General features: G+C 58.6%; 13 protein-coding genes. 8 read left to right on the plus strand and 5 right to left on the minus strand.

Going from position 1 to position 13,243, the window contains the following annotated elements; all coding sequences use genetic code 11:
- The first annotated feature begins 235 nt into the window (after positions 1 to 235).
- On the plus strand, positions 236 to 1,180 hold the full coding sequence (locus tag HMPREF3148_RS01135) for a heme o synthase (RefSeq protein WP_049145838.1): 945 nt from the start codon (positions 236 to 238) through the stop codon (positions 1,178 to 1,180).
- Between the two features lie 106 nt (positions 1,181 to 1,286).
- On the opposite strand, the gene HMPREF3148_RS01140 is transcribed toward HMPREF3148_RS01135, so the two are convergent.
- The 5 genes from HMPREF3148_RS01140 to mptB form a co-directional block, all read right to left on the minus strand.
- The gene (locus tag HMPREF3148_RS01140) at positions 1,287 to 2,258 is read right to left on the minus strand and encodes a quinone oxidoreductase family protein (RefSeq protein ID WP_049062377.1); all 972 of its coding nucleotides are present in this window, start codon (positions 2,256 to 2,258) and stop codon (positions 1,287 to 1,289) included.
- A 102-nt stretch (positions 2,259 to 2,360) separates the two neighbouring features.
- Entirely contained in the window at positions 2,361 to 3,368 is a 1,008-nt protein-coding gene (locus HMPREF3148_RS01145) for a COX15/CtaA family protein (RefSeq protein WP_005531597.1), read from the minus strand.
- Positions 3,369 to 3,446: 78 nt separating this feature from the next.
- Positions 3,447 to 4,208, minus strand: coding sequence for an ABC transporter permease (locus HMPREF3148_RS01150; protein WP_034657510.1), 762 nt, complete (start codon positions 4,206 to 4,208; stop codon positions 3,447 to 3,449).
- Between the two features lie 5 nt (positions 4,209 to 4,213).
- Positions 4,214 to 5,143 (minus strand): ABC transporter ATP-binding protein, encoded by a 930-nt coding sequence (locus tag HMPREF3148_RS01155; RefSeq protein WP_049062379.1) that lies wholly within the window; start codon positions 5,141 to 5,143, stop codon positions 4,214 to 4,216.
- 6 nt (positions 5,144 to 5,149) lie between these two features.
- Positions 5,150 to 6,862 (minus strand): polyprenol phosphomannose-dependent alpha 1,6 mannosyltransferase MptB, encoded by a 1,713-nt coding sequence (gene mptB, locus HMPREF3148_RS01160; protein WP_049062380.1) that lies wholly within the window; start codon positions 6,860 to 6,862, stop codon positions 5,150 to 5,152.
- Positions 6,863 to 7,008: 146 nt separating this feature from the next.
- On the opposite strand from mptB, the gene HMPREF3148_RS01165 reads away from it, so the two are divergent.
- From HMPREF3148_RS01165 to HMPREF3148_RS01195, 7 genes are read left to right on the plus strand one after another with little or no spacing between them, the layout of a single operon-like run.
- On the plus strand, positions 7,009 to 7,692 hold the full coding sequence (locus tag HMPREF3148_RS01165; protein WP_070508568.1) for a helix-turn-helix transcriptional regulator: 684 nt from the start codon (positions 7,009 to 7,011) through the stop codon (positions 7,690 to 7,692).
- A 16-nt stretch (positions 7,693 to 7,708) separates the two neighbouring features.
- Positions 7,709 to 9,154: a Fe-S cluster assembly protein SufB gene (gene sufB, locus HMPREF3148_RS01170; protein WP_049062381.1), complete on the plus strand. Its 1,446-nt coding sequence runs from the start codon at positions 7,709 to 7,711 to the stop codon at positions 9,152 to 9,154.
- Positions 9,155 to 10,336, plus strand: a complete 1,182-nt coding sequence (sufD, locus tag HMPREF3148_RS01175; protein ID WP_049062382.1) for a Fe-S cluster assembly protein SufD — start codon at positions 9,155 to 9,157, stop codon at positions 10,334 to 10,336.
- Positions 10,337 to 10,362: 26 nt separating this feature from the next.
- Positions 10,363 to 11,121: a Fe-S cluster assembly ATPase SufC gene (gene sufC, locus HMPREF3148_RS01180; protein ID WP_005531589.1), complete on the plus strand. Its 759-nt coding sequence runs from the start codon at positions 10,363 to 10,365 to the stop codon at positions 11,119 to 11,121.
- Positions 11,122 to 11,129: 8 nt separating this feature from the next.
- The gene (locus HMPREF3148_RS01185; RefSeq protein ID WP_070508569.1) at positions 11,130 to 12,374 is read left to right on the plus strand and encodes a cysteine desulfurase; all 1,245 of its coding nucleotides are present in this window, start codon (positions 11,130 to 11,132) and stop codon (positions 12,372 to 12,374) included.
- Positions 12,375 to 12,824, plus strand: coding sequence for a Fe-S cluster assembly sulfur transfer protein SufU (gene sufU, locus HMPREF3148_RS01190; RefSeq protein WP_005531585.1), 450 nt, complete (start codon positions 12,375 to 12,377; stop codon positions 12,822 to 12,824).
- Positions 12,825 to 13,232, plus strand: coding sequence for a metal-sulfur cluster assembly factor (locus tag HMPREF3148_RS01195; protein WP_005531583.1), 408 nt, complete (start codon positions 12,825 to 12,827; stop codon positions 13,230 to 13,232).
- Positions 13,233 to 13,243: the final 11 nt, after the last annotated feature.

Consider the following 13,243-nt stretch of genomic DNA (forward strand, 5'->3'; position numbering starts at 1 on the left):
TTTAGGTTCGAATGTTCATTGACCCCTCAAGTCTAGAGGTTTTGATTTGTCAGTGACGAGATTTTCATTTGCCCGTGGCGGATTATTGAAACTGTCTGAGAAACTGTAGGCTGGCATGGTTAAGAAGCCACGGCCGCGCGCGGGAACTATTTAACCCGAATAGCCGACTACTACATTGCGGCCTCTTACCCAGGCAGCTGAAATACACCCATGCCAGATACTGGAGGAATAATCCTTGGAGACGATCAAGGCCTATTTTGCGCTGACGAAGCCGAGGATCATTGAGCTCCTCCTTGTTGCCGCAATCCCGGCGATGCTCCAGGCACAGCGTGGAATCGAGTCCGTGACGGATAACTTCTGGCTGATTCTGTCCACCATCTTCGGCGGCTGGATGGGCGCGGCAGCTGCTCATACTTTTAACAACGTTGTCGACTATGAGATCGACCAGAAGATGCAGCGCACGCGTGCAAGGCCGCTGGTACGCGCCAAGATTTCGCGCCGTAACGCAGCCATCTTCGCGTGGATCATGCTGTTTCTTTCCGTCTTCTGGCTGGGCGTACTCGCGCACTCGTGGCTTGCAGCCTTCTTCGTGCTCCTGACGAACTTCTTCTACGTGTTCGTCTATACGAAGTTCCTGAAAATGCGAAACTCCCAGAACATCGTCTGGGGTGGCCTCGCAGGCTGTATGCCGGCAATGGTCGGCTGGGCGGTCATCCGCGACAACGCCCCGGCCGGCGAGCCAGACAAGTGGTGGCAGGCCATCGTCCTGTTCCTCATCATCTTCTTCTGGACCCCGCCGCACACGTGGGCCCTGGCCATGAAGTATAAGGAGGACTACCGCAAGGCAGGCGTGCCGATGCTGCCCGTCGTGGCACCAGAGGTGGAGGTCACCCGCCAGATCGTTTGGTACACCGTTGGCACCGTCATCGTGACTTTCCTCATCATTCCGGCTGCCTCGTGGATTTACCTCGTTGCCGCAGTGGTCTCAGGTGCAGTCTTCCTGTGGATTGCTATAGCTCTGCATAAGGGCGTGAAGAACGGCGCGAAGGTCAAGCCGATGCGCTTGTTTATCTACTCCAACAACTACCTTTCAGTTCTCTTCATCGGCCTGTCTATCGATGCCGTGCTCGGTTGGGAATCCATCGGTAGCATGCTGGGTTGGTCCACCGTCTGGTTCTAAGCTCTCGGAGAGCTTTAAAAGCCATCTAGGGATGTTTAGGAAAGCAGAACGGCGCCGTACGTTAAGTACCGCCGTACGTTAAGTACGGCGCCATAAAGTTTCTGCGCTAGTTGTCCTCGCGCACGCGCAGGACAATCGAGCCGGTGGTCTTGCGGGCGTGCATGTCCCGGTGAGCCTGAGCGGCGTCCTCGAGGGGATAAGAGGCGGTCACGTTGAAGGTGACGTCGCCGTCTGTGACGGCTTGGACGACTGCCTGTGCACGCATCTGGAATTCGCCCTCCTGAGCGGTCCAGGCACCCAGCGAAGGACGTGTCAGGAAGATGGAGCCATGCTTGTTGAGCAACTGTGGGTCCATGGGCGGGACTGGGCCGGATGCGGCGCCAAACAGAGCCACGGTGCCGCGTGGACGGACAACCTCAAGGGACTCGTTGAAGGTGTCTTTGCCGACGCCGTCGTAGACGACGTCGACTCCGCGGCCGCCGTTGAAGCGGCGCACTTGCTCCGCCAGGCCCTCACCGTAGCGGAATACTTGGTCCGCACCAGCTTCGTAGGAGAGCTGTTCCTTTTCATCGGTGGAGACGACCGTGTAGACGGTGGCACCCAGCGCCTTGGCCATCTGGGTCAAGATGAGGCCAACGCCGCCAGCGCCGGCAGTAATCAGGCAGGAGGCGCCCTCGCCGAGCTGGTAGACCCCATTAGCCAGGTAATGAGCCGTCATGCCCTGCAAGAGCATTGACCCCGCAACCTCTGGTGGGAAGTCATCAGGCACGGCAACAATGCGGTCGCGGGATACGCAGACCTGTTCAGCGTAGGAACCAAAAGCATGGTCCCAAGCGACCATGGTTCCCTCGGCGATTTCTCCCTTTGGGTCGTGAACGACTCGGCCTGTGCCTTCAAGTCCAAGCACGAATGGTGTGGCGGCGTTGTAGATTCCTGCGCGGTAGTAGGTATCGATGTAGTTAACGCCGGCAACGATGACGTCGACAAGCACCTGATCCTCAGTGGGAGTGGGGGCCGGGACCTCGACATACTCGAGAACTTCTGGGCCGCCAGTCTGGTTGACCTGAATTGCGTACATATACAAAGGCTATCCCAGCGCGGCCTGTATATGCAGCAAAACCGCCCTCCGAGGGGGTGGCCCGAAGAACGGAATGAAGATGCTAGCGGCTTGCTAACTTTGTCAACGCTGCGCCAACGCTGCTTGACGCGCAGTGTACTTTTCTTCGGCAGCGGGGGAACCTGTCACAAGGTTCTCCGAACCACCAGTACGACGTAATCCATGTGCCCAGAGCAGGGCGGTAAAGGCGGTAACCACCGAAGACATGCCGATGTGGATTGGAACAGTCCAGCGTGGGATGTGCATGTAGAACTGAGCTACGCCGATGCCCCATTGGACCAAGATGCAGGCGATGAGCACCCAGCCCGCCTTCTTGGCCAGCTCGGAGGCGCGGAAGCGGTAGAGCATGAAGACGACGATGAGCGTCAAGGCCAAGTAGGCGTACATGCACATAGCGTGTACGACAGCCATGAATTCAGTGTCGACGTTAAGGCGACCTTCCATGCCTACGCCATCGTCGCCGGAGTGAACTCCGGAGCCGGTAACCATGGTGCCGGTGGTCAATACGACTGCCAGGGCGATGGTTGCCATCGCTGCCATGACGCGGATTGCCTGCGGGAACATACGGGTAGGAGTTCCATCGTCAGGCTCCAGGATGCGGGAGTAGAGCATTGCAGCCAGCCACACCAAGATCATGGACGGCAGGAAGTGCAGCGCCACGGCCCACCAGTTGAGCTTCAGGAACACGGAAATGGCGCCGATGACGGCCTGGACCATAATACCGGCAAGGTTGAGCCAGGCATAGACCTTTAGCTCGGTACGGCGACGAGCCATATGCATGGCGACGATGGCGGCCACGGCTGCGGCGGAAACCACGAAGGTAAGCAGGCGGTTACCAAACTCGATGAGCTGGTGGATCCACGGCGCCGCGCCGGACAGCGGAACCAGCGAACCCGGGTGGCACTCCGGCCAGGTGATACAGCCAAGGCCCGAACCAGTAACGCGGACAATAGCGCCCGATACCGTGATGCCACCCTGGCAGATGAGCAGAATCAGTGCGATGAGGCGCTGCTGCTTAATCGTGGGCGTCGCCTCGCGAAAGAACGTCGTTACTTTATTACCGGAATTCACGTTAAAAAGACTACCGCGCGGGTGCGCTCGGAACGAAACCCTTCACGCTGGAAACCGGGAAAAAGACAAAAGTCACATTTAGCCTTCGAAACGGAACCAACGGACCGCTGCAAACGACGCCGCCCCGGCCCATGCGATAAGGACCAACAGTTCCTGCCAAGGAAACATGTTGTTGAAGGCATCGTTAAGCGCACTTGCCATAGCGACCGTAGGAACGAGCGTAAGAAGCCCATCATTGCCGAGACCCTGGGAATACATGGCCCAACCGACAACACCCATGAGAATGAACCAAATGAGGTTCGCCACCGCGAGGACCATCTCGGAGCTCAGGGTTCCGCCGAGCAGCAAACCTAGTGCAGTAAAGGAAGCCACACCCAGCACGAGGGTAAACAAGGCGAGCACGATCCCCGAGAGGCCAACACGCAGCCCTAGCAGAAAAGCAACACCACCCAGCACGACCACCTGTAGAACCACCATGGAAAAGACCGCGGCAATCTTGCCCGCGATGATTGTCCATGCGGGTACACCGGAGGCGCCGGTTCTCTTCAGCGCCCCGTAGCGGCGGTCAAAGGCAAGAGAAATAGCCTGACCCGTAAATCCCGAACTGGTGGAGGCCACAGCCAAGACCATGGGGAAAACTTCCTTGAGTCCCTGGCCGGTGACGCTCTCCATGCGGGCCGCACCGATAAGGAGCGCGAGCGGAATGACGATGCTGAGCAGCTGTTGCTCGCCGTGGCGAAGCATCAGCTTTGACTCGATAGCTCCCTGTGCCCGGGCCATAGCCCATACGCTGGCGCGCTGCGGATTGGGAGTGAAAGTTCCTGGTTCAAAACGTGACATGGTTCTTAACTCCTCAGCTCGCGGCCGGTGATGTCAAGGAAGACGTCCTCAAGATTGCGGTGTGTGGTGTCGAGGCTGCGCAAGGTCACGGATTGTCGTGCCAACTCTTGCGCTAGGCGGGCGATGACCTCCGGGGTGGCCGGAGTCTCGACGCGGTAGTGCAGTGGGCGGGTGGCATCCGTAGGAAGATCTGCCGCACGCAGCGCTGCGAGGTCAACTTCGGTCGAGGTCTCAAAGCTAATGAGTGGAGACCCCGTGGATTCCATCAGCTCGGCGGTGGTGCCTTGAGCCACCATGTGTCCGTGATCAATGATGACCACTCTGTCGGCAAGCGCCTCCGCTTCATCCATCAGGTGGGTAGTTAGGATAGTGGTCACGCCGTCTGCGCGCAGCGCACGAATGAGATCCCACACAGCTAGCCGCGACTGCGCGTCGAGACCTGCGGTGGGTTCGTCTAGGAAGACCAGCTCCGGCCTGCCAATGATGGCTAGCGCCAAGGAAAGTCGCTGCTGCTGACCGCCGGAGAGACGGCGGTAGGTGTTCTTCTCGAGCCCCTTGAGTCCTAGCTTCTCGATGAGCCAATCCGGGTCGAGGGGGTTGGCACTGTACTTCGCGCTAAGCTGTAGCATCTCGCGGACGCGAATTCCGGAATAAGAGCCACCACCTTGCAGCATGATTCCGATGCGCTCCCGTACGGCATCGGGACTTGTGCTGGGGTCGAGGCCAAGGACACGAATGCTCCCCGACGTCGGCTTCTTAAAGCCCTCGCACATCTCGATAGTCGTGGTCTTACCCGCACCATTGGGGCCCAGCAGACACAGCATTTCTCCACGATTCACATGGAAGCTGAGCCCGTCTACGGCTCTTTTGTCCCCGTAGGTTTTGACTACGTCCGTCAGCTCGAGAGCTGGGGATCCATCGAAAGTTGTATTCACGAAGGACTAGTTTAGGACACTAATTCTTGAGCGACGTAATAGGAGAGTCCACAGCCTCATGACCACGACGTATGCAGCAATTGCGGAAATATAGATGACAGCGATCGTGCCCGGCGGGAGGCCAAGGCCGCGCGGGAGAACGAAGAAGCTCATCCCAGCCGAATAAATCACCACAGTGAGGCGGAAGATGAGCCGGTTAGCCCAAGCCGCAAGCGGCAACACCGCCCAGAGGATGTACCACGGGTGGACCACAGGGAAGAAAACGACTAACACAAGCGTCGAGATTCCCAGACCGCCAATCGGATGGATGCTTCCGCGGTACGTTGCAAGGAGCATGCGGAACATGAATCCGGTGGCGATGAGCACGCCTACCGCGCGGGTAAAGGAGAGGATTGCCTCAGTGTGGTCGCCCAAACCCAAAAGCATCCCTAGGAAGCCGGCGCCGACGCCCACGGCGGTACTAGAGGAAAGCCAAGAGCGAATGCTTGCGGCACCACCTTGGCCCGTGATCCAGCCCAGTCCGATGCCGGATGCAAGTGTGACGATGCCGATGGACAGGATGAGGATGCCGAGTTGGACTGCGGTTGCGCTAGCTATGGCACCCAGGCTGGATTTACCGCGCCGCAGCATCAACACTCGGGCCAGGGCCATGCCCACAAAACCCAAGCCGATAAAGCCCGTCACCTTGACCATGCCTGCGCAAGAAATGAGCAGGCCCGAGGCCAAGAAATAGAACCACACGGGTCTTCCACCCAACTTATCGACCCCGCGCAGGCCCAGTTCCACGCCCACGAGTGCCAGCCCCAACATCACCGACTCGTTATGAATACCGCCCACTAGGTGCAAGGTAGTCAGTGGGTTCAAGATACCCAGCCAAAGCGCTGATTCTGGAGAAACTCGGCAGCGACGTGCCAGCTGCGAGGTCGCCCATCCCGCTGCAATGATGCCCGCCAACGAGAGAATACGATGCGCAATAACACCGAGGATGATCGAGTTATGCGTGAGCAAGCTAACTATGGCCGCGAGGCCCAGTGCCACAGGGCCATAGGGCGAGGGCGAGTTGGCCCAGATGAATGGAACCGAGCGCGCTAGTGGGTCCTCCGATCCCAATAACTGAACGGGGCCTGCTGAATAGGGATCGAGCCCCTGGGCCACGATGGAGCCATTAGCAAGGTAGGAATAAATATCCTGCGTAAACAGGGGAGCGGTGAAAATGAGTGGGATGACCCAACCCGCCCACGTTCGCCAGAGCTGGCTTTGGGTTAGCAAGCGTCGAGGTTTTATGCCACGGGCACCGCGTAGTGGCGTCCCCACGAAAGGTGCGATGAGTACCCATGCGGTCACCATGAGCCCGACACCCAAAAAGACCAATGCTGAGGCCGACTGCAGCATGCGAGACATTAAAGAGCCGAATGGAACGTTGTCATAAGGATTACCCACCACGGGGAGAGCGCCCGCCCCCAGGCCGCCAACCGCGATAAGGATTGCGCCAAGTGTTCCCATCCAACGCAGGACGAAAAAGGCGCGTAGTTGATTAATAGAGGTGCGCGGGCGAACCTCAGGATCGTCGGGGAGCAGGTCATATAGGGCGTCGGAAAGCGAGCCCCTCGTTGCATCATCTGAATCAGCGTGCAGTTGCGCGGAACGAGAACCCGCACTGCCAAAACGCGGGAGGTCCTCGCGGACACCCGTTAGGAAGGCAGTGAGACGCTGTTTCATAAAGAAACACTTTAGCGGGCCTTCTGTTCAAACGGGGGTGAAGGTACGCCACGCCGGGACCAGCGCTGGTGGAAATTGGGAATGAATTAGGGAACACTAGTGTTGTCTAAAAATAGACGTTCGTTTTTAACAAGGAGGTGCAGCACATGGTCACAGATAAAGAGACCCGAACCACCGAGGGCGATACCCGCCGCCAGGTCATGCTTCTCCTCCTCAAGGACGGCCCGGTGACGGCGTCGTACCTCGGCGAGCGCCTAGGTCTTTCGGCCGCCGGAATTCGCCGGCACTTAGACATTCTGGTGGAAGAAGAGCTAACAGAGGTTGTCCATCGCCGGCCCCATTCTGCCGGGCGTGGCCGCCCTGCCAAGCATTTCCGCCTCACCGACCGTGGGCGTGCGCAATTTGGTCATGCTTACGACGCGCTTGCTTCCGATGCCCTGGACGCCCTGCGCGCGGCCGGCGGTGCCGAGGCAGTGCGTAGCTTTGCCAAAGCACGTTTCGAGAAACTTCTGGCAGACGTTAAACCACTTGTGCGGGATGACGAGTCTGTAAAGGAAGTGGCGAAGAAACTCGCTGAGGTTCTTGATGAACATGGTTACGCTGCCACGGTAAATAGTGCGGGCAACGGTGTGCAGATTTGCCAGCACCATTGCCCCGTAGCCTACGTGGCTGCGGAACATCCGGAGTTGTGTGAGGCTGAGCAGGAAGTCTTTTCTGCCCTATTAGGTAAACACGTGCAGCCCTTGGCTTCCATTGCGGATGGCCACGGAATCTGCACCACAAACATCCCCTTGACTCCGGTCAGCCCTGACCGGAAAACAAATCTTTAGACGAAAGGAGCGGGTTATGACTCAGGCACAACCAGCACCAGGCCTCGAGACCAAGATGAGTGATGACGAGATCATCTCTTCCATCGGCGGTTACGAGTACGGCTGGCACGATTCCGACGAAGCGGGTCAGGCAGCTCACCGAGGACTCAGCGAGGACGTTGTCCGCGATATCTCTGAGAAGAAGAACGAGCCGGAGTGGATGCTGGAATCCCGGCTGAAGGCGCTGCGCATCTTTAACAAGAAGCCGGTTCCAACGTGGGGCCCGGATCTCTCCGCTATCGACTTCGACAACATCAAGTACTTCGTCCGTTCCACGGAGAAGCAGGCCCAGACGTGGGATGACCTTCCCGCCGACATTAAGGAAACCTACGACAAGCTCGGCATTCCGGATGCAGAGAAAAAGCGTCTGGTCTCTGGTGTTGCGGCTCAGTACGAGTCTGAGGTGGTCTACCACAAGATCCGTGAAGACCTTGAAGCACAGGGCGTCATCTTCGTCGACACTGACACTGCAGTTAAGGAGTACCCGGAGATCCTCCAGGAGTACTTCGGCACCGTTATTCCGGCAGGCGACAACAAGTTCTCCGCACTGAACAACGCCTGTTGGTCCGGCGGCTCCTTCGTCTACGTCCCGAAGGGCGTTCACGTGGACATCCCGCTCCAGGCTTATTTCCGCATCAACACGGAGAACATGGGTCAGTTCGAGCGCACCCTCATCATCGTTGAGGAAGACGCTTACGTTCACTACATCGAGGGCTGCACCGCTCCGATTTACAACTCGGACTCCCTGCACACCGGCGTTATCGAGATTGTGGTCAAGAAGGGCGGACGTTGCCGTTACACCACCATCCAGAACTGGTCCACCAACGTCTACAACCTAGTTACCCAGCGTGCCAAGGTCGAAGAGGGCGGCACCATGGAATGGGTCGATGGCAACATCGGTTCCAAGGTCACCATGAAGTACCCGTCCTGCTGGCTGACTGGTGAGCACGCTAAAGGCGAGGTCCTCTCCCTGGCTTTCGCTGGCGAGGGTCAGGTCCAGGACACCGGTTCCAAGATGGTTCACATGGCACCGCGTACTTCCTCCAACATCGTGTCGAAGTCCGTTGCCCGCAACGGTGGCCGCGCTGCCTATCGTGGCTTGGTGCAGGTCAACGCGAACGCCTCCAACTCCACCGCGAACGTCGAGTGCGACGCACTGCTCGTGGACAACAACTCGCGTTCGGATACCTACCCGTATAACGACATCCGCAACGATCACGTGACCCTCGGCCACGAGGCAACTGTCTCCCAGGTCTCTGAGGAGCAGCTGTTCTACCTCATGTCCCGCGGCATTGCGGAAGAGGAGGCAATGGCGATGATCGTGCGCGGCTTCGTGGAGCCAATCGCGAAGGAGCTCCCGATGGAGTACGCCCTCGAGCTCAACCGCCTTATTGAACTACAGATGGAAGGATCGGTGGGCTAAGTGGTTGCCTCCAACGAATTCAATCCGGCTGACGTCACGAAGGGTGACCAGTTCACCTCGTTTAACGTCGATGACTTCCCGGTTCCACACGGCCGCGACGAGGTCTGGCGCTTCATCGCGCTGCGCCACCTGCGCGGTCTGCACAACGGCGAGTTCGCACCGGCCGTTGCACAGAAGATTTCCGTAACCACCCCAGCAGGCGTGTCGACTGAGACTGTTGCTCCCGATGACGCCCGCTTGGGCACCGCTGGCGCTCCTGCCGATCGCGTTGCCGCGCAGGCATGGACATCCATGCCGGAGGCACAGATCGTGACCATCGATGCGGATGCACAGGTCAACGACCCCGTCGAGATCACCATCACCGGTGCAGGCGAGGGAGTCACCTCCTTTGGTGCTACTTCCATTCAGGTTGGCCACCACGCAGAGGCCACCGTCGTGCTCAAGTACGTCGGTTCCGGCACCCATGCTGACAACGTTGAATTCCTGCTTGGCGACGGCGCCAACGTCACCGTTGTTGTCGACGCTGATTGGGAAGACAACGCGGTACACCTGGGCCACCAGGTCGCCTCCATGGGTCGAGATTCTGTTCTGCGCCATAACACCGCCATCTTCGGCGGCGAGATCGTGCGCATCGTTCCACGCGTTGCCTTCACAGCTCCTGGCGGCGACGCTGAGATGCTCGGTGTCTACTTCGCAGATGCTGGACAGTACTTTGAGAACCGTCTGCTGGTGGACCACTCCGTGCCGAACTGCCGTTCCCGTGTGTTCTACAAGGGTGCCCTGCAGGGCACCAACCAGGCTGACGGCACCGTCGAATCTGGACGCAAAGAAGCCCGTACCTGCTGGGTCGGTGACGTTCTGATCCGCCAGGATGCAAACAACACCGATACCTACGAGACCAACAACAATCTCATCCTTACTGAAGGCGCACGCGCCGATGCGATCCCGAACCTGGAGATCCAGACCGGTGAGATCGTGGGTGCAGGCCACGCCGCAACCGTAGGCCGCTTCGATGATCTTGAGGTCTTCTACCTCATGTCCCGCGGTATTCCGGCTGCCGAGGCACGCCGACTCATCATCCGCGGCTTCTTCTCCGAGGTCATTTCCCGTATTCCGGTTGAGTCCTTGCGCGAGGATCTGGAAACCCGCGTCATTGACGAGCTCGAAAAAATCAACGCTTAACAATCCCCGAAAGCAGGTATAACTCAATGTCTACCCTGGAAATTAAGAACCTCCACGCGCAGGTCCTCCCGAACGACGAGAACGGCGAGCCTAAGGAAATCCTCAAGGGCGTTAACCTCACCATCAACTCCGGCGAGACCCACGCTGTCATGGGCCCTAACGGCTCCGGTAAGTCCACCTTGTCCTACGTCATCGCCGGCCATCCGAAGTACGAAGTAACCGAGGGCGAGATCCTGCTCGACGGCGAAAACATCCTCGAGATGGAAGTTGACGAGCGCGCTCGCGCTGGCCTCTTCCTGGCTATGCAGTACCCAACCGAGGTCCCGGGCGTCAAGATGGCTCAGTTCATGCGCTCCGCTGTCACCGCTGTCCGCGGTGAGGCTCCGAAGCTGCGCGAGTGGAACAAGGAACTAACCGAGGCTCGCGAGAAGCTCTCCATCGATAAGTCCTTCGCACACCGAGCTGTTAACGAGGGCTTCTCCGGTGGTGAGAAGAAGCGCCACGAGGTTATGCAGCTGGATCTGCTGAAGCCTAAGTTCGCCATCATGGATGAAACCGATTCCGGCCTCGACGTCGACGCTCTGCGCGTTGTTTCTGAGGGCATCAACCGCTTCCAGGAGGAAACCAACGGCGGCATCCTGATGATCACCCACTACAAGCGCATTCTCAACTACGTCAAGCCTGACTTTGTGCACGTCTTTGCCAACGGCCAGGTCATCAAGACCGGCGGCGCAGAGCTCGCTGACCAGCTCGAAGAGTCCGGCTACGATCAGTTTGTTAAGTAAGAAGGCTAATGTCTAACTTCGATGTAACTGCCATTAGGAAGCAGTTCCCGATTCTCGAGCGCACCGTGCGCGGCGATAAGCCGCTGGTGTACCTCGACTCGGGAGCTACCTCCCAAAGGCCACTGCCAGTTTGGAAAGCGGAGGAGGAGTTCGTGCTTGGCACGAATGCTCCAGTCCACCGTGGTTCCTACCAGCTGGCCGAAGAGGCCGACGATGCTTACGAGTCTGCTCGCCAGGCCATCGCTGCCTTCGTTGGCGCCGACCGTGACGAGATTGCGTTCACCAAGAACGCAACGGAGGCCCTCAATGAGGTTGCCTACACGCTGTCGGATGAGCGTGCAGGTGATCTCTATGTAGGGGAGGGCGACACCGTCGTCGTCACCGAGCTCGAGCACCACGCGAACCTCGTCCCATGGCAGGAACTGTGCCAGCGCACCGGCGCCACGCTGAAGTGGTACTCGATGACCGAAGACGGCCGCATCGACCTCGATTCCCTCGAGCTTGATGAGAGCGTCAAGGTCGTCGCGTTCACGCACCAGTCCAATGTCACGGGTGCAATCGCTGACGTCGAAGAACTGGTTCGCCGCGCTCGTGCCGTAAACGCTCTCGTCGTCTTGGATGCCTGCCAGTCAGTTCCGCACATGGCCGTGGACTTCCACGCGCTCGACGTGGACTTCGCTGCCTTCTCGGGACACAAGATGTGCGGCCCGAATGGTGTCGGCGTGCTCTACGGAAAGGCAGAGCTGTTGGAAAAGCTCCCGCCATTCCTGACCGGCGGCTCCATGATCGAAGTCGTCCGAATGGAAAAGAGCACCTTTGCAGCCCCGCCTACTCGCTTTGAGGCGGGTACGCAGATGACCAGCCAGGTCGTGGGCCTTGGCGCAGCCGTCAAGTTCCTGAGCGAAGTGGGCATGGAAAACATCCACGCCCACGAGCAGAAGCTCACTGCTCGCGCACTGGAAGGCTTAAAGCAGATCCCTGGTCTGCGCATCGTTGGTCCAACCACCACCGAGCAACGCGGTGGTGCCATCTCCTTCGTGGTTGACGGTATCCACCCGCATGACCTGGGTCAGGTGCTCGATTCGCACGGTGTTTCCATCCGTACTGGCCACCACTGCGCGTGGCCGCTGCATCGTGCGGGCAACATCAACTCGACTGCCCGCGCTAGCTTCTACCTCTACAACACTGAGGAAGAAGTGGACAAGCTCATCGAAGCCGTCAAGGCTGCACGCGAATTCTTTGGAGTGGAGTAAATGAATCTAGATTCCATGTACCAGGATGTCATCCTGGACCACTATAAGAACCCGAAGTTCGCTGGCCTGCGCGAGGGCCAGTCTGAGGTCCACCACGTCAATCCGTCCTGCGGGGACGAGATCACCTTGCGCGTAAAGCTTTCCGCAGATGGCAAGACCGTTGAGGATGTCTCTTATGAGGCAGAGGGCTGCTCCATTTCGCAGGCCTCGACTTCTGTAATGGCTGAGGAAATCATTGGCAAATCTTTGTCTGAGGCCAAAGAAAAGCTCGAAGAGTTCGAGAGGATGGTGACCTCCCGTGGCGAAGTCGAAGGCGATGATGAAATCATCGGCGACGGTGTTGCTTTCGGCGGCGTCGCAAAGTTCCCCGCCCGCGTTAAATGCGCTCTCCTCGGATGGAAGGCCTTCCAGGCCGCATCCGTGGAAGCGCTCAATGAACTGGAGAAATAAATGTCTGACCCAGTAGATCCATACCAGGACGCCAACGCCAACTTCGATGGCGGCGGCGACCGTCCGCCCCAAACCGAGGCACAGATTGCCAAGGTCTTCGACATCACCGAGTACATGCGTGACGTCATTGACCCGGAGCTCGGTATCAACGTGGTTGATCTGGGCCTGGTCTATGACGTCTGGCTCGAGGACGTCGACGGCAAGGAGACAGCGATGATCAACATGACGCTGACCTCGCCGGCCTGCCCGCTTACCGATGTCATTGGTGAGCAGGTTGAAGACGCAGTGGTGGGCAACAAGCTTGCCGACGCCGTCCAGATCAACTGGGTCTGGATGCCGCCATGGGGTCCGAATATGATTACCGAGGAAGGCCGAGAGATGCTGCAGGCTTTGGGCTTTGCAGTCTAAGCGAGTAATTT

This window comes from Corynebacterium sp. HMSC05D08 (assembly GCF_001807215.1).
GTDB classification, from domain to species: Bacteria; Actinomycetota; Actinomycetes; order Mycobacteriales; family Mycobacteriaceae; genus Corynebacterium; species Corynebacterium striatum.